16 protein-coding genes are annotated in these 16,733 nt (G+C 71.7%); 15 read left to right on the forward strand and 1 reads right to left on the reverse strand.

The window, feature by feature from the left end; translation table 11 throughout:
- The 14 genes from ACFYPS_RS30145 to ACFYPS_RS30210 all read left to right on the forward strand — a co-directional run bounded on the left by ACFYPS_RS30145 (position 1) and on the right by ACFYPS_RS30210 (position 15,088).
- Positions 1–1,158, forward strand: coding sequence for an OB-fold domain-containing protein (locus ACFYPS_RS30145; protein ID WP_354967796.1), 1,158 nt, complete (start codon positions 1–3; stop codon positions 1,156–1,158).
- Positions 1,155–2,315: a thiolase family protein gene (locus tag ACFYPS_RS30150; protein ID WP_354967795.1), complete on the forward strand. Its 1,161-nt coding sequence runs from the start codon at positions 1,155–1,157 to the stop codon at positions 2,313–2,315. Before ACFYPS_RS30145 ends, ACFYPS_RS30150 begins: the two co-directional genes overlap by 4 nt.
- On the forward strand, positions 2,308–3,045 hold the full coding sequence (locus ACFYPS_RS30155) for an SDR family NAD(P)-dependent oxidoreductase (RefSeq protein WP_354967794.1): 738 nt from the start codon (positions 2,308–2,310) through the stop codon (positions 3,043–3,045). Before ACFYPS_RS30150 ends, ACFYPS_RS30155 begins: the two co-directional genes overlap by 8 nt.
- 10 nt (positions 3,046–3,055) lie before the next feature.
- On the forward strand, positions 3,056–4,234 hold the full coding sequence (locus tag ACFYPS_RS30160; protein WP_354967793.1) for an acetyl-CoA hydrolase/transferase C-terminal domain-containing protein: 1,179 nt from the start codon (positions 3,056–3,058) through the stop codon (positions 4,232–4,234).
- Between the two features lie 277 nt (positions 4,235–4,511).
- Positions 4,512–5,261: an ABC transporter ATP-binding protein gene (locus ACFYPS_RS30165; protein WP_354967792.1), complete on the forward strand. Its 750-nt coding sequence runs from the start codon at positions 4,512–4,514 to the stop codon at positions 5,259–5,261.
- Positions 5,262–5,313: 52 nt separating this feature from the next.
- Entirely contained in the window at positions 5,314–6,522 is a 1,209-nt protein-coding gene (locus ACFYPS_RS30170; RefSeq protein ID WP_354967791.1) for an ABC transporter substrate-binding protein, read from the forward strand.
- Positions 6,523–6,589: 67 nt separating this feature from the next.
- On the forward strand, positions 6,590–7,471 hold the full coding sequence (locus tag ACFYPS_RS30175) for a branched-chain amino acid ABC transporter permease (RefSeq protein ID WP_354967790.1): 882 nt from the start codon (positions 6,590–6,592) through the stop codon (positions 7,469–7,471).
- A 40-nt stretch (positions 7,472–7,511) separates the two neighbouring features.
- Entirely contained in the window at positions 7,512–9,233 is a 1,722-nt protein-coding gene (locus ACFYPS_RS30180) for an ATP-binding cassette domain-containing protein (RefSeq protein ID WP_354967789.1), read from the forward strand.
- Complete coding sequence (locus ACFYPS_RS30185) at positions 9,230–10,048, forward strand: glucose 1-dehydrogenase (RefSeq protein WP_354967788.1); 819 nt, start codon at positions 9,230–9,232, stop codon at positions 10,046–10,048. The genes ACFYPS_RS30180 and ACFYPS_RS30185 overlap by 4 nt, the downstream gene beginning before the upstream one ends.
- 2 nt (positions 10,049–10,050) lie before the next feature.
- Entirely contained in the window at positions 10,051–11,025 is a 975-nt protein-coding gene (locus ACFYPS_RS30190) for an LLM class flavin-dependent oxidoreductase (RefSeq protein WP_354967787.1), read from the forward strand.
- Positions 11,026–11,057: 32 nt separating this feature from the next.
- The gene (locus tag ACFYPS_RS30195; RefSeq protein WP_354967786.1) at positions 11,058–12,629 is read left to right on the forward strand and encodes an AMP-binding protein; all 1,572 of its coding nucleotides are present in this window, start codon (positions 11,058–11,060) and stop codon (positions 12,627–12,629) included.
- Complete coding sequence (locus tag ACFYPS_RS30200) at positions 12,626–13,033, forward strand: PaaI family thioesterase (RefSeq protein ID WP_354967785.1); 408 nt, start codon at positions 12,626–12,628, stop codon at positions 13,031–13,033. Before ACFYPS_RS30195 ends, ACFYPS_RS30200 begins: the two co-directional genes overlap by 4 nt.
- A 10-nt stretch (positions 13,034–13,043) precedes the next feature.
- Positions 13,044–14,306, forward strand: coding sequence for a TetR family transcriptional regulator (locus ACFYPS_RS30205; RefSeq protein WP_354967784.1), 1,263 nt, complete (start codon positions 13,044–13,046; stop codon positions 14,304–14,306).
- A complete protein-coding gene (locus ACFYPS_RS30210; RefSeq protein WP_354967783.1) occupies positions 14,306–15,088 on the forward strand; it encodes an enoyl-CoA hydratase-related protein in 783 nt (260 codons plus the stop codon). The genes ACFYPS_RS30205 and ACFYPS_RS30210 overlap by 1 nt, the downstream gene beginning before the upstream one ends.
- Here the strand turns inward: ACFYPS_RS30210 and ACFYPS_RS30215 are convergent.
- The gene (locus tag ACFYPS_RS30215) at positions 15,075–15,482 is read right to left on the reverse strand and encodes a hypothetical protein (protein WP_354967782.1); all 408 of its coding nucleotides are present in this window, start codon (positions 15,480–15,482) and stop codon (positions 15,075–15,077) included. The genes ACFYPS_RS30210 and ACFYPS_RS30215 overlap by 14 nt on opposite strands.
- Positions 15,483–15,681: 199 nt before the next feature.
- Here ACFYPS_RS30215 and ACFYPS_RS30220 point away from each other — a divergent pair, with 199 nt between their 5' ends.
- Complete coding sequence (locus tag ACFYPS_RS30220) at positions 15,682–16,713, forward strand: LacI family DNA-binding transcriptional regulator (protein WP_354967781.1); 1,032 nt, start codon at positions 15,682–15,684, stop codon at positions 16,711–16,713.
- Positions 16,714–16,733: the final 20 nt, after the last annotated feature.

Here is a 16,733-nt window from a genome sequence, read left to right on the forward strand (position 1 = left end):
ATGGAGATCACCGCACTGTCGGTGTACCGGCCCGCTTGGGCCGACGCCCGGGGCCGCCGGATGCTCGGCCCGGACGAGGACGTCACCACGCTCGCGGTCGCCGCGGCCACGGGGCTGGGCGGGGAGGCACTGGTCGCGGTGGCGCGGGTCGTGCTCGTGACCCGCCGCCCGGACGCGACCCTGGGCACGTTCCCGGAGATCGTGCTCCAGGCCCTCGGCCTCGACCCGGCCACCCCGGTGGAGGAGCGGCTCGGCGGCGCGCCGTCCACGCTGGACGCCCTGCTGTCCGCCGCGCCGGGGACGCTGGTGATCGGCGTGGACCCGGCGGCCCCGGCGGCCGCGGGGGCGGCGCTCACCGGCCCGGGCGGGCTGTCGCTGGAGCGGGCGGACACGGTCCGCCACAGCGTCCCGGTCCGCACCCGGGCCACCGGCGATGCCACCGACCGGGTGTACGACGACCCGCGGCTGCTGCGGGAGCGGGGCTGGCGGCGGGCGCTGCCCGGCGCGGGAGAGGCGACCGTCGTCGCCGGGCTCCCCGACCGCGACGTTCGCAAGCTCGCCGAGGGAGCGCACGGGGTGCCCGACGCACAGGAGGCAGCTGCCCCGATCTTCGCGCTGGCCCGGGGGCCCGGACTCCTGGTCGCGGTCGAGAACGGGCACAGCGTCTCCGCCCGGGTCACCGGCGACGCCCCTTGCACGGTGACCGCCCGTACCCCGCACACCGCCCCGGAGACCTGGGCGCCCCGCACCCCGGCCGAGATCCCCGCCTCGCTCGCCTCCTACGAGCGGGCGCTGGAGGCCAAGGTCGGCCTCAAAGCGGGGGAGTGCCGGGACTGCGGCGAGCGCAGCCTCCCGCCGCGGACCCGCTGTCTCCACTGCGGCGGAATGGACACCCAGGACCTCGTCGCCCTGCCCCGGAGCGGGGAGGTCTACTCGATCGTCACGATCCACGCCACGGTGCCCGGCAAGCACGGGCCGTACTCGCTCGCGGTCGTGGGCCTCGCGGGCACCTCGCTGCGGACGCTCGCGCACGTCACCGACGCCGAGGCCGGCAGCGCGCGGATCGGGGACCCGGGCGCGCTGGTGCTGCGCTGCGTCGCCGTCCGCGCCGGAGTGCCCGACTACGGATACGCCTTCCAACCCGAGGAGCAGCCGTGAGAGATGTGGCCATCGTCGGGGCGGGGATGATCCCGTTCGGCGAGCTGTTCGACCAGGGCATCAAGGACATGGTCGCCCGCGCGTTCGACGCGACGCTCTCTTCCGTGGACAAGGGCATGCGGCCGGACGAGATCGGTGCCGCGTGGTTCAGCGAGGTGCAGAGCGTCGACGGGTTCCCGGCCGGGCTGCTCGCGGACAGCTGTGGCCTCGACGACATACCGGTGACCCGGGTGGAGAACGCCTGCGCCAGTGGCAACGACGCCCTGCGCAACGCGCTCTACGCGGTCGGCGGCGGGTACGTTGACGTCGCGCTCGTGCTGGGCACCGACAAGATCCGGGACACCTCGGCCAGCTCCACGTTCTGGGACTGGATGAGCACCAACCGGGACACGGCCTGGGACCTGCCGCTGGCGCTGATCTCGCCGGCCAGCTTCGGGCTGCACGTCGCCCGGTACATGCACGAGTTCGGCGCCACCCGCGAGCACCTCGCGATGGTCGCGGTGAAGAACCACCACAACGGCGCCAACAATCCCTACGCCCACCTGCGGTACGAGGTGACGATCGAGCAGGTGCTGTCGGCGCCGATGGTGGTGGAGCCGTTCGGGCTGCTCGACTGTGTGCCGCAGAGCGACGGCGCGGCCGCAGTCCTGCTCGCCGGCCGGGACGTGGTGGACCGCTATACCGACCGGCCGGTCTGGGTCCGTGGGGTCGGCACCGGAATGGACCGGGTGCTGCACGCCGAGAAGGCGAACCTCGCACGATTCCCGGCCACGGCGAAGGCGGCGAAGCAGGCGTACGCGATGGCGGGCATCGGGTCCGAGCGCATCGACGTCGCCGAGGTGCACGACTGCTTCACCGGCGTCGAGATGATGACGTACGAGGAGCTCGGGTTCTGCGGCCGCGGCGAGGCCCCGCGGTTGCTGGAGAAGGGCGCGACCACCCTCGGCGGGCGGCTGCCGGTCAATCCCAGTGGCGGGCTGAAGTCCAAGGGGCACCCGCCGGGCGCCACCGGCCTCGCGCAGTGCACCGAGCTGTTCGAGCAGCTGCGTGGCGAGGCAATCAACCAGGTGGACGGCGCGCGCTGGGCCCTCGCCCACAACGTGGGCGGCCCGACCGCGGTCTCCGCCGTGACGATCCTGGAGGGTCCCGATGCATGAGCTGAACGGCAAGGTCGCGGTCGTTACGGGCGCGGCGCAGGGCATCGGCCGCGCGGTGGCGTTCGCGCTCGCTGAGCAGGGCGCCCGGGTGGCGCTGCTGGACCGGGACGGCGACGGCGTCGCGCGCGCCGCCGCGGAGCTGGGTGACCGCGCTCTCGCGCTCGCGGTCGACGTCGGGGACGAGGCCGCCGTCACGGAGGCCGCGGACCGCGTCGAACGAAAGCTCGGCCCGCTCGCCGTCTGGGTGAACAACGCCGGCATCACCCGTCCGGCGATGCTGCCGTCGATGTCGGCGGACGACTTCGACCTGGTGCTGCGCGTGCACGCCCGCGGTACATTCCTCGGCCTGCGGGAGGCGGCCCGGCGGATGGGCGCCGGGGGCTCGATCATCAACGTCACCTCGTCCGCTGGGCTGGACGGCACGATCGGGCAGATCAACTACGCCGCCGCCAAGGGCGCGATTGTGGCGATGACGAAGTCCGCCGCCCGGGAGCTCGGCAAGGCCGGGATCCGGGTCAACGCGGTGTCGCCCGCCGCGGCCACTCCGATGACCGAGAAGATCCGGACGGACGAGCGGTTCGCCGCGCGCTACCTGGAGCGCATCCCGCTGCGGCGATGGGGTGAGCCGGACGAGGTGGCGGAGGCGTTCGTGTTTCTCGCCGGGGCCACGTCCCGGTACGTCACCGGCCAGGTCCTCTGCGTCGACGGTGGCACCTACATGGCCAGCTGACGTGGAAGGCATGGTTCCGGCGGAGCTGACCCCGGACGAGGCGCGGGTCGCGGCGCGGATCGCAGAGTTTCTGACCCCGGGCTGCCGGGTGGCGATCGCGGACGGGGCCGGGGCTCCGGTCGGACTGGGCCGCCCGCTGGCGTACGCCGCCCGGCAGGTCGGCGGGGTGCGGCTGCTGCTCGGCTGGTCGTTCACCCTGCCGGTGCCTGAGGACCCGGTAGCGTTCCCGGAGGTGCGGACGCTGCTCGGCGGGTACGCGCTGCGGCGGGCGTTCGGCGGCGGTGTGCGGTACCTGCCGGTCCGGCTCAGCGCGGTCCCGGCGTTGTTCGCCTCGGCGTGGCGGCCGGACGTGCTGCTGGCCGGGCTGCGGCCCACGCCGGGCGGGTTGGGCTTCGGCAGCGAGGTCGCCTGGATGCGCGCCGCGGTCGACGCCGGCGCGCACGTGCTCGCGGAGGTGAACCACGCGCTCCCGGCCGCCAGCCGCGAGCCCGCGCTGCCCGCCGGCCGGGTGACGATCGTGAGCGAGGTGGAGCGGCCGCCGCTGGAGCTGCTACGGCCCCGGGTCGACGACGTGTCCGACGCGGCGGGCCGGCATGTCGCCGCGCTGGTGCGGCCCGGCTCGGCGGTCCAGTTTGGCCCGGGCACGATCGGCGACGCCACGCTGCGGGCGCTGGACGTCCCGGTGCGCATTGACTCCGGGATCGTCGGCGACGCGGTGCTGGATCTGGACCGGCGGGGCCTGCTGGAGGGCGTTCCGCTCGCCACCTACGTCGCCGGGACGGCGGCGGCGTACCGCTGGGCCGACGGGCGGGCGATCACCGCGCGGCTGGAGCACACCCACGACCTCACCCGGCTGTCCCGGCAGCCGCTGGTCGCCGTGAACACCGCGCTCGAACTGGACCTGGTCGGCCAGGTCAACGTCGAGGGCTTCGGCGGGGACGTGGTGGCCGGGGTGGGCGGCCACCCGGACTACGCCGTCGCTGCGGCCCGGGCGATCCGGGGTCTGAGCGTGGTCGCGCTGCCCACCCGGCGCGGTGGGCACCGCACACTCGTCGACCGGCTGTCCGCGCCCACCTCCACCGCCCGCTCGGACGTCGACGTGGTCGTCACCGAGCACGGGTCGGTGGACCTGCGCGGCCGCACCGACGCCGAGCGCACGGCCGCGCTGCGGCGCCTGTGGGAGTGTTGAGGCTCCGGGACGAACTGGGATGAGCGGGGGCGTCGCCGCCCGGGGCCGCGGGACGCTGCCCGGGCGCAGACTTCGCCCTGCCTGCCCGTCCGGACCGGTGCTGATCCGCGCCCTTGGGCAGGTGCAGGTTCCGACCGTCCCACCCGAGTTTCGATATCCCGAGGTTCTTGACCCGCCGGGGCCCTTGTGTATACCGTCCGGTCAGTATCAATGTGATGCTCGTTACAGGTCTCCAAAGAGGAGTAGCCACGTGACATCCAGTACGAGGGGAGCCCAGGTGCGGACCGATGACGCACCGGACGGCCCGGGCCGACCGGCGGTGCTGGCGGTCGCGGACCTGACCGCCGGCTACGCCAAGCACACCGTCCTGCGGGGCGTCGGGCTCACGGTCGGCGAGGCCGAGCTGGTGGCCCTGCTGGGGCACAACGGGGCCGGCAAGACGACCCTGCTGCGCTCGGTCACCGGCCAGGTCAAGCCCGCCGGTGGCCGGGTGGCCCTGGACGGCGGGGACTTCACCGGCCGGCCGCCCTCGGCCACCGCGGTCGCGGGCATGAGTCTCGTGCCGCAGGGCCAGGGGGTGTTCCCCTCGCTGACGATCGAGGAGAATCTCACGCTCGCCGCCGCCACCGGCGGCAAGCGCGGCGCCTCGGCGAGCACGCTGGCCGAGACGAAGGCGTTCGTCTTCGACCTCTTCGGGATCCTCAAGCATCGCCCGAAGGACCGCGCCGGATCGCTCTCCGGCGGGCAGCGCCAGATGCTCGCGATCTCGATGGCGCTGATGACCCAGCCACGGCTGATGCTCCTCGACGAGCCGTCCACGGGCCTCGCCCCGGTGCTCGTCGACGAGGTGCTCGCCGCGGTGCGCACGGTGAACCGGGAACTCGGCACCAGCGTCCTGGTCGTCGAGCAGGACATCAAGCGGGTGCTGGGCGTCGCCGACCGGGCGTACGTCCTGAAGCTGGGCGCCCTCGTCTTCGCGGGGACTCCGGCGCAGCTGGAGACGAGGGACTGGGCAGAGCTCTTCTGAACGCGCACCACCCGGGCCTGGTTGCGCCCGGCCCACCTTGAGAGGAGAAGCCGTGAAGTTCGGAGCAGGTCGGCGGCGGCTGGTCGCGATAGCGGCGGTGGCCGCACTGGGTACCTCGGCATGTGGAGGGGCCGCCCAGGGCGGCGACGCCTCCGTGACCAAGGACGGCGTGACGACGTACAAGATGGGCGTCGCGATGGCGCTGTCCGGCAGTCAAGCGGCGCTGGGGCAGGACTTCGTCACGTTCGTGAAGTACGGCGTCGAGGACGCGAACAAGCAGTACAAGGCGGACGGTTTCCAGATCGAGCTCGTCACCGAGGACACCGCCGGCACCGCCGACGTCGGCCTCAGGGCGTTCAACAAGCTCACCTCGGTCGAGCAGGCGCCGGTCGTGTTCACGGCGTGGAGCGCGGTCGTCAAGGCGATGGTGCCGGCCGCGAAGGACGTCGGCGTCGCGCTGATTAACAGCGGCGCGAACAGCCCCGAGCTGGAGGGCGCCGGCGAGAACCTGCGCAACTTCTTCCCGCTCGCCTCCAACGACGTCGCCGCGGTCAGCACGTACATGGCCGAGACGCAGAAGAAGAAGCGGGCCGCAATCATCCACGTCGACAACGCGACGGGGCAGGGCGCGACGGAGGTCTACAAGAAGTCGTTCGAGAAAGCCGGCGGCGAGGTCGTCGCGGTCGAGTCGATCCGGCAGGACGCGGTCGACGCCTCGGCGCAGGTCGCGAAGGTGCTCGCCGCGAAGCCGGACACCATCCACATCCACGCGCTGCTCGGTGAGGCGCCGGTCATCTTCAAGGCGCTGCGCGAGCAGGGTTCGACGATTCCCCTCACCACTTACGCGGGGCTCGGCGAGGCCGTGGCGGTGCGCACCGCGGCCGGCTCGTCGATGGACGGGCTGGTCTACACGACGCTGGCGAACACCTCGGCGGAGGACCCGAAGATCGCGGCACTGGTCGAACGGTTCAAGAAGGAGAAGAACCGCGAACCGGCCGGCCTCTCCTACGACGTCTACATGTACGACAGCGCGTTCTTCTTCGCCGAGCTGGTCAAGGGCCTGCGCGCCGCCAACAAGCCGGTGACCGGGGAGAACATCCTCAAGGCTATCGGCGACACCGACAGCTTCCCGCTGCCGCTGCAGAAGTCGACCGAGTTCACTGACACGGGCACCGTCCGCAAGCCGGTGATCCTCAAGCAGATCGCGGCGACCGCGGACAACCCGGCCAAGGACAAGGCCGTCGCGACCATCGAGCCCTAGCCGACCCATCTCCCGCCGCCCCACCCCAGGGGCGGGGCGGCGGGACCCCCTGAACCGAGGGACGACCATGGACCTGCTCCTCCAGCTCGCCAAGAACGGCGCGATCATCGGGCTGCTCTACGGCCTGTTCGCGTACGGCATGAGCCTGATCATCTCGACGACCGGCGTGCTGCACTTCGCCCACGGGTTCACGCTCGTCGGCTCCGCGTACACGTTCTGGTGGCTGTTCCAGGGCCACGGCGTCCACCCGCTGCTCGCGGCGGTGATCACCCTGGCGGCGGCCGGGGCGATCGGTGTGCTGATCGAGCTCGGCATCTACCGCCCGCTGCGGCGCCGCCGGGCGGGGGAGATGGTCTTCCTCGTCGCCTCGCTCGCGGTGCTGACCCTTGGCCAGAACCTGCTGGTGCTGCTCTTCGGCACCGACCCCAAGCCCACACCGCCCTCGGACTTCATGTCGTGGAACGCCTCGTTCGGGCCGCTGCTGATTCGCACGTTCGACCTGCTGGTGATCGCGGCGAGCCTCACGGCGTTCGCCGGCCTGTACCTGCTCCAGACCAGGACCGCGGTCGGGCTGTCGTTCCGCGCCGTCGGGGACAACCCGCACCGCGCGGAGACCCTCGGCATCCGGCTCCAGCACACGTACGTGTGGGTGTTCCTGGCCGGCTCGGTGGTCGCGGGGCTGCCCGCGGTGCTGCTCGCCGTGCAGAACCCCGTCACCCCGTCCATGGGCTTCGACCTGCTGGTGAAGGCGGTCATCGCGCTGGTCATCGGCGGCGTCGGCAGCATGCCGGGCGCGCTGCTGGGCGGCGTCCTGATCGGGCTCGTCGAGAGCCTAGCCGTCTACCAGCTCCCGACGCACTGGGCCGAGTTCGTCCTGTTCGCGGTCCTGTTCCTGTTCGTCGTGATCCGGCCGAACGGCCTGACCCGCAACACGCTGCGGTCGGCATGACCGCGGCCGCCGCCGTCGCCACAGAAGGGGCCGCGTCAGCATGGCTTTCTATCTGAGCAACCTGATCGCGCTGCTGGCGATCTTCATCATCCTCGGGATGTCGTTCAACCTGCTGATGGGGAACGCCGGGCTGTTCTCGATCGCACACGGCGCCTTCTTCGGCCTCGGCGCGTACACCACCGGCCTGCTGATGCGCGATGCGGGCTGGGGATTCCTGCCCGCGCTGCTGGCCGCCTGCGCGTTGTGCGCGCTGATCAGCATGATGCTCGGCATCGCCGCCAGACGGGTCACCGACGTGTACCTGGTGATCCTCACGCTGGCCTTCCAGGTCGGGGCCATCGAGATCATCCGCAATTCCGAGCTGACCGGCGGAGCGGGCGGCCTGATCGGCATCCCGAGGCCGGATCTCCTCGGGGCGGTGCTGATCACGCCCGAGGAGGTTGCCACCCTCGCCGTCGTCTTCTGCCTGCTGGTCGCGGCCCTCCTACGGGGCGTGGTGCGCTCGCCGTTCGGCCGCTCGCTCAAGGCGTTGCGGGAGGACGAGTTGGCGGCCCGCTCGCTCGGCAAGGCCACTCCCGCCGCGAAGATCAAGGCGTTCGCGCTCTCCTCGGCGCTGGCAGGGATGGCAGGCGCGCTGTTCGCCGTCCAGGTGCGGTACATCAGCACCGCCGACTTCGGCCTCGACCGCTCAATCGAGGTCCTGTCGCTGACGATCATCGGTGGGCTCGCGGTGTGGTGGGGGCCGTTCGTGGGCGCCGCGGTCGTGCTGCTGATCCCCGAGGCGCTCACCTACCTCGACCTGCCGGACACGCTCGTCGGCGCGGTGAAGGGCTTCGCGTTCTCGCTGCTGCTGCTCGCGTTCCTGCTGTTCCGGCCGCAGGGCATCGCGGGCCGGCGGCGCCGGGAGGCCGCGTCCACTCCGGCGGCGAGTGTGGTCTCGAGGCAGCGGGAGGAGGAGTCGATCCTGCTCCCCGAGGCCGCCTCCCCGGTCGACGGGCGTTCTGGCGGCGACGCACTGCGGTGCGAGGGTGTGTCGATCTCGTTCGGCGGCCTCACCGCGGTCGACGACGTCACGCTGACGCTGCGGCCGGGCAGCATCACCGGCCTGGTCGGTCCGAACGGCGCCGGCAAGACCACGCTGTTCAACCTGCTCTCCGGGCTGCTGGACCCGAACACCGGCCGCGTGTACTTCGGCGAACGCGACATCACCCGGTCCCCATTGGACGCCAGGGCGCGGGGCGGAATTGTCCGGTCGTTCCAGGAGATGCGGCTGTTCGGCGGCATGACGGCGCGGGAAAACCTGCTCCTTGCGCTCACCCCGAAAAGCGACGAGCGGCTGCTCACCCCGGGCGTGGTGCTCGGCGGCAAGCACGGACCCGAGCGGGAGCGCCTGGCCCGGGCCGACGAGATGCTGGAGTACCTCGGCATCGCCCACCACGCCGACACAAACGCCGGCGACATGTCGTACGCCGAGCAGAAGTTGCTCATGATGGGGCGGCTACTCGCCACGAAGGCCGACTGCTACCTGTTGGACGAGCCCATGTCTGGGTTGGACGCCGCCGGGCGGGAACGCATCCTCGCGCTGCTGCGGGACACCGTCGCGCAGGGCGCCACGATCTGCCTCGTCGAGCACAGCCTCGACGTGATCCGCAGCGTCTGCTCCTGGGTCGTGTTCCTCGCCGACGGAAAGCTCGTCAGAGAGGGCCCGACCGCGGAGATCACCGGCGACCGCGAGCTTGCCGCGATGTACTTCGGAACATGAGAGGAACCAGAGTGGACGGAACCGTGATCGTCACTGGCGCCGCCCGGGGGCAGGGGGCCGCCGAGGCGCGTCTGCTCGCCGGGCAGGGCGTGGCGGTCGTGCTCACCGACGTACTCGACGCAGTGGGCGAGGATCTCGCGGACGAGTTGGGGGACCAGGTAATCTACGCCCACCTCGACGTCACGTCCGAGGCGGACTGGGCGCGCACCGTGGAGCTCGCCGAGCGGACGTTCGGCCCGGTGCGCGCGCTGGTGAACAATGCCGGCGTGAGCCACCGCGTCGGGCTGATGGAGATCGACCTCGGCGACTGGAACCACGTCCTCGATGTCAACCTCACCGGCCCGCTGCTGGGGATGCGCGCCTGCGTCCCGTCGATGCGACGTGCGGGTGGCGGGTCGATCGTCAACGTCAGCTCGATCGCCGGGCTGACGGCATACTCCGCCTCCGCGTACTCGGCGAGCAAGTGGGCGCTGCGTGGGCTGACCAAGGTCGGCGCGCTGGAGCTCGGCCCGTCCCGCATCCGGGTCAACTCCGTCCACCCGGGACTGATTGAGACGCCGATGCTCGGCGACGCGCCCCAGGCGATGCTCGACGCGTTCGCCAGCCTCACCCCACTGGGTCGGGGCGGGCGGGCGGAGGAGGTGGCGGCGCTGGTCGCGTTCCTGTGCTCCGACGGGTCGAGCTACATCAACGGCGCGGAGATCGCGGTCGACGGCGGCTTCACCGCCGCGGGCCAGATGCAGGGTGTGCTCGGCGCGATCGAGCGCACGACCGGGGGGCCCGCCACGCTGCGTGTCCCGCAGCGAGAGGAGTAGCAATGAAGTTCGGGTATCTGCTGGCCGGCCAGTTCCTGGAGGGCGAGGACCCGCAGGCCCAGCTCGGCCAGGCGCTGGAGCAGGTGCGGGCCGCGCGGGAGGCCGGGTTCGGCTCGATCTGGGTGACCCAGCACTTCCTCGCGGACTTCCAGTTCCTCCAGCCGATCCCGTTCCTCTCCCGGGTCGCCGCGGAGGCCGAGGGGATGTCCCTTGGCACCGCAGTGCTGCTGGCACCGATGTACCCGCCGGTGCTGCTGGCCGAGGAGCTCGCCACGCTGGACGTGCTCTGCGGCGGCAGGCTGATCGTCGGGGCCGGGGCCGGGTACCGCGAGGAGGAGTTCCAGGCGCTCGGCGTACCGCGGAAGGTGCGGGCCGGTCGGCTCGCCGAGACCGTGAAGCTGCTTCGACAGCTGTGGAGCGGCAAGCCGGTCACGTACAGCGGCAACGGCGTCGAGCTGAACGAGGCCCGGCTCCGGCTGCTGCCCGCGAACCGGGAGGCCACTCCGTTCTGGATCGGGGCCACCGGACCGAAGGGCGTCGCCCAGGCCGCGCGCATCGGAGACGAGTGGTTGGTGTCGCCCGAGTTGCCGATCGGCACGATCGTCGAGCGCCAGCAGTGGTATCGGGACGCGCTGCCCGAGGGCGTGCGCGCGGAGGACAAGCAGTTCCCGATCCTGCGCGAGGCGTACTGCGCGGCGAGCTACGACGACGCCGTGCGGATCGCCCGGCCGGCGCTGGAGACCAAGTACGCGGCGTACGCCCGGTGGGGTCACGAGGTCGGCTCGTTCGACGAGATGGCCCGGGACTCGTTCGTGCTCGGGGACGTCGATCGGTGCGTCGAGCAGGTCGAGCGGTACCGCGCCGAGGTGAACACGTCGTTCCTCGGCCTGCGGATGCAGTGGCCGGGGCTCCAGCACTCCGACGTGCTCGCGAGCATCGCGGCCTACGGCGACGTGATCGCGCGGTGCTCGCGGTGAGCGCGAGCGCGCCGGACTCTATGGGAGGTGTGATGACCCAGGACATGGCCGGGGTAACGATCGGCGCTCTGCTGAAGCGGGCGATCGAGCGGTCCGGCGACCGCGAGGCCTGTGTGGACGGTTGGCGGCGGCTGACGTACCGCGAGCTTTCCGCGGAAGCGGACCGCTACGGCCGGGCCCTGATGGCGCTCGACATCTCCTCCGGCGACCGCGTCTCGATCTGGATGGGCAACCGGCTGGAATGGGTCTGCTTCTACCTTGCGGCGGCCCGCATCGGCGCGGTGCTCGTGCCGGTGAACACCGGTCTCACCGTGGACGAGGCGGCGTACGTCGTCGGCCAGTCAGACTCGGTGATCCTTGTCGTCGGGGACCGGATCCGGGACCGGGACCTGGCCGCCGATGCGCTCGCGGTGCTCCGGGACGACCGGGTCAGCGCGCACACGGTCGTCGTGGCCGGGGAGGGCTGCCCGGAGGGGGCGCTGCCGCTGGACGATCTGCTCGCGCGGGCGGATGAGACCTCTGAGGCCGACCTTGCCGCACGGCTGTCCACCGTGGACGCCGACGACGTGGTGCTGATGCTCTACACCTCGGGGACGACCGGGTTCCCCAAGGGCGCGATGCACTCGCACAAGGTCATCCGGAACATGTGCGACGCCGCCGACCGGATGCGGATCTCGTCCGAGGACACGCTGGTGCTGTACCTGCCGCTGTTCCACGTCTTCGGCGCCGCGGCCCTGCTCAGCTTCATGTACGCGGGCGGCCGCATCGTGCTGCAGCGGTCGTACGACGTGGCGCAGACGCTGGAGCTGATCGAGCGCGAGCGCGCCACGGTTGTGTACGGCGTCGCCACCATGTACTACGACCAGCTGCAGCACCCGACGTTCCCCTCCCGGGACCTGTCCCGGGTCCGCCTTTGCCTCGTGCCGGGCACCGGCGACCTGATCCGGCTGGTCTCCGAGAAGATCAGCCCCGCCATCAACGTGTACGGGATGACCGAGACAACCTCGATCACCACGCTGGCGGGCATCGAGGACCCGTTCGAGCGGCGGGGAGACACGGTCGGGTACCCGCTGCCCGGGTTCGAGGTGAAGATCGTCGGGCCGGCCGGCGAGTCGCTGCCGGCCGGGGAGAGCGGCGAGCTGGTGGTCCGCGGGCACCCGGTGATGCTCGGCTATTACAAGAAGCCGGAGGCCACCGCGGCCGTCCTCGACGACGAGGGCTGGTTCCGCACCGGGGACCTGGCGGCGCTGACCGAGGACGGGTATGTGCGGTACGGCGGCCGGATCAAGGATATGTACAAGGTCGGCGGTGAAAACGTCGACCCGATCGAGGTCGAGACCGCCCTCCTGCGCCACCCCGCGGTCGCGATGGCCGCGGTCGTCGGCGTGCCGGACGCGCGGCTGGAGGAGGTCGGCGTCGCGTACGTGCAACTACTGCCCGGCACCAGTGTGTCGCCGGAGGAGCTGCGGGAGTTCGTGCTCGGACACCTGGCCCGGTTCAAGGCGCCGCGGCATATCCAGCTGGTCGAGGTGTTCCCGATGACGGCGAGCGGCAAGATCAAGCGGTACCTGCTGCGGAAGCGGTTCCTGGAGGCGCAGACGTGAGCTCGCTGGAGGAGCAGCAGGTGGAGGCATTCGCCCCGGGGCTGCTGCCGGCCCACCTCGGGATGACGATGAAGCGCTGCGGGGACGGCTCCGCGGTGGTCTGCCTGCCGTTCCGGGAGGTACACCGGCAGCACCTCGGCGTGCTCCAGGGCGGGGTCACCGCTACGCTCATCGATGTCGCGATGGCGTGGGCGGTCTCGTCGCTGATCCATCCGCGGTCGGCGCCGACGATCGACCTCAACGTGCAGTACCTACGGCCGGTCGTTGACGAGGATCTGGAGTGTGAGGCCACCGTAATCCGGGCGGGACGGTCCGTCGCCACCGCCCGGGCCGAGGTGACGACGAACACGGGAGCGCTCGTGGCGGTCGGTACGGGGACATTCTTGGTCAGGCCGTCGTGGTAGGACGAGCAGCATGAACATACGGGTAGCCACCGAGCAGGCTCCGCGGACGTCCCGCCGTGCCCTCGCGGAGGAGCAGCGCCGTCGCGCGATCCTCGACGCGGCGACCAGCCTGTTCGACGAGCGCGGGTTCCACGGCGCCACCACCGACGACATCGCCGAGGCGGCCGGGGTCACCAAGCGCACGCTCTACCGGTACATGTCGAGCAAGGAGCAGATCCTCTTCGAGATCCACGACCGTTTCCTGAACCGGACCGTGTTCGAGGAGGTCACCGGGGCGGGCACAGCGGTGGAGCGCTTCGAGCACATGCTCCGCACGCACGTCAACGTGGTCGCCAACCACACGCAGGAGATCCGCGTCTTCATGGAGGAGCGGAAGCACCTACCGGAGGATAAGAAGCAGGAGATCTACCGGGGACGCGACACGTACGAGGCCGTGCTGCGGGACATCCTCACCGACGGCATGGAGTCTGGCGTGTTCGTGCGCGGGGACGTAAGGCTGCTCGCACAGGGCGTGCTGGGCGCGCTCACCGAGATGTACCGCTGGTACCGGCCGCGGCGGAACTCCCGGCCCGACGCCATTGCCCGCGTGGTGAGCGATCTGTTCCTCCGCGGCCTGCTGCCGCCGGGCGCCGACACCGCAGGCGAACCGGCGAGCTGGGTCGAGGGCGTGCCCGAGGTCGGGTCCACCGCGGACTCCGACGAGCCGATGGCTCGGATCATGCACGCGGCGACCGAGCTGTTCAGCACCCGTGGCTACCACGGCACGGCCACCCGCGAGCTCGCCGACGCGGCCGGACTGACCAAGGGCGCGCTGTTCTATCACGTGGGCCACAAGGCGGAGGTGCTGTTCGCGATCCAGAGCGCGGTCGTGGAGGAGGGCATCGCCATGCAGGGCGCGGTGCTCGACACGCCCGGCTCGGCCGCGCAGACGCTCGCCCGGATGGTGGTGGGGCACTTCCGGATCCTGCACAACTACCACCACTCAATGGCGGTGGTGAGCGAGGAGCTGAAGTACCTCGACCCCGAGCCGAAGGCGGCCGTGATCGCGCGGCGCGACCGCTACACCGCGGGGATCCAGGAGCTGCTGCGGGTGGCCAGGGAGGCGGGGGAGCTGCGGGTCACCGACGACCGCGTCGACACGCTGACGATCCTCGGCATGCTGAACTCCACGTACCGCTGGTATCGGCCCGGTGGACGGCTCTCCGCTGACGCGATCGGCGTGCAGCTCAGCGATCTGCTGCTGCACGGGCTGCTGGCGGGGGAGGCACGCTGATGGTCGAGGTGAAGATCGAGGGCCGCTGCGCGTGGGTGAGCCTGGCGCGGCCGGACCGCCGCAACGCGGTGGACCGGCACATGGTCGCGGCGCTGCGGGAAGTCTTCGACGACATGGCGGGCCACGAGGACGTGGACGCGCTCGTGCTGCGCGGCCTCGGTCCGAGCTTCTGCGCCGGCGGGGACATCGCGGAGTTCCGGGAGCTGGGCGAGCTGGGCCCGGCCGAGTGCGAGGCGGTGTTCGCGGGGCATGTCGCGATGCTGGACGCGCTGGGGTCGCTGCCCCAGGTGACGGTCGCGGCGGTGCACGGCGTCGCGGCCGGGCTCGGTGTCTCCCTGGTCAGCCGCTGCGACCTGGCGGTGGCTGCGAGCTCGGCGCGGTTCCTGCTGCCGGAGCTGGCGATCGGGGTCGTGCCGTCGCTCGTGCTAGTGGACGCGCTGCGGGTGATGCCGGACAAGCGTGCCCGGGACTGGCTGCTCACCGGCGGTCAGCGGAGCGCCGCGGAGGCTCTCGCCGCCGGGCTGCTCAGCCGGGTCGTCGAGGACGCGGACCTGGCGGCGGAGGTGGACCGTATCGTCGCGTCGCTCGGCGGCACCTCACCGGTGGCGCTGCGGCGCACCGTCGCGCTGCTCGGGGAGGTGGCGGACGCCCCCGCGGATGCCTGGGGCGCGATCTCGGCCCGGGAGGCCGGGGCCGCGATGGGCAGCGCCGAGGCTCGGGAGGGCGTCCGGGCGTACCTGAAGCGCCGCCCACCCCGCTGGGAGGACGTCAAGGCCGGCTGACACGTTTACCGGGGCTGAATCCGGCGGTGTCCCCAGGTCGGGTTTCCGCGGCGAGTCGCAGCACCAGCTCCCGCACTTGCTGGTCGACCGGTGGCCGGCCGGGCCGGGCGTGCGGGTAGGTCCAGTGCGAGATCAGCTGTCGGTGCCAGCGGAGCAGGGTCGCTGGGGTGACGAAGAACGCCGCCCAGAGCGGGCGGGGCAGCAGCCGCGACAAGGCGGCCAGGACCACCCCGTCGGCCGGTTCGAGATCGGGGCGGTGCACCTCTCGGCGTAGCACCGCCACCTGGTGGCGGAGTACAAGTATCTCGACATCCTTGGCCCCGCCATCGCGGACGATCTGGGTCAACATCTGCAGGACCTGCCGAAGCAGCAGGTACAGAAGGGACGCGGTCATGGCCGCCATCGTGTCGGCCACGCCGGCGGCGAGCATGTGCCGAACCGCAGGTCAGCCGATGTAACCCAATTCTCGAGCCCCACAGGGGCAGGCCTCCTCGCACGGGAGATTGTGGACCCGAGGGTTGTGAACTTCGTCGCGGCTGCCTATGGTCGCCTGAAACCGGTTTCTGTGAGGCCGGTTACGGATTGAGGGAGCGATGGGCAACAGCCGTATGACGGTTCGCGAGATCGCCAGGCTCGCCGGCGTCTCCGTGGCGACCGTCTCGCGCGTCTCCAACGGCACCGGCCAGGTCTCGGAGGAGATGCGGCGACGGGTGCTAGAGGCGATCGAGAAGCACGGATACCGCCCCGACCACCTCGGCCGAGCCCTGGCCGCCGGCCGGCACGGCGCCCTCGGTCTGGTCTTCCCCGGTCTGTCCGGCCCCTACTTCACCGAGCTGATCCAGGGCTTCGAGTCCGAGGCGGTGGGGTCGCGGGCCAGCGTGCACATCCTCTGCACGCACCTGCGCTCCGACTCCGACGACCAGGTGCTGGAGATGGGCCGCCGGGTGGACGGCGTCGCCGTCATGGGTGGCACGATCGCCGACGGGGCGCTGCTCCGGCTCGCCGGGATGGTCCCCGTGGTGGTGGTCGCCGGCGAGGGGCCCGGCGACATCCCCTCGATACGCGCCGACAACGCCGGCAGCATGCTGGCGCTCACCCGTCACCTGCTCGCCGACCACGACCTGCGCGAGCTGACCTTCGTCGGCAACCCGGCCGGCTCGCCCGACGTCAACGAACGCTGGGCCGCCTTCCGGCGGGCGCACCACGACCTCGGCATCGAGCCGCCCAACGAGCCGGTCGCGGTCAGCATGCAGCAGGCCGACGGGTTGCTCGCCGCCGACCAGTTGCTGGGCGGCGACGCACCCCGGCCCGCCGGGGTGGTCTGCGCCAACGACGAGATCGCCCTCGGCGTGCTGGTCGGTGCGCTCGGCCGGGGCCTGCGGGTGCCGCAGGACCTGGTCATCACCGGCTTCGACGACGTGCCGGCCGCCGCCCTCGTCACCCCGTCCCTGACCACCGTCCGGCAACCCGTACGCGAGCTCACCGCCGAGGCGGCCCGGCTGATCCTGCGTGCCGCCGACAAGCCCGGCGACACTCCTGCGGGCAGTCTCGTGCTGCCCACCGAACTCGTCCTGCGCGGCAGTTGCGGCTGCTCGGCGCCTCCGACCGGAGGTACCGGCAGGTGAGTAGCTCACACCCATCGAAA

The organism is Micromonospora sp. NPDC005087 (assembly GCF_042872965.1).
Taxonomy (GTDB): Bacteria; Actinomycetota; Actinomycetes; order Mycobacteriales; family Micromonosporaceae; genus Micromonospora.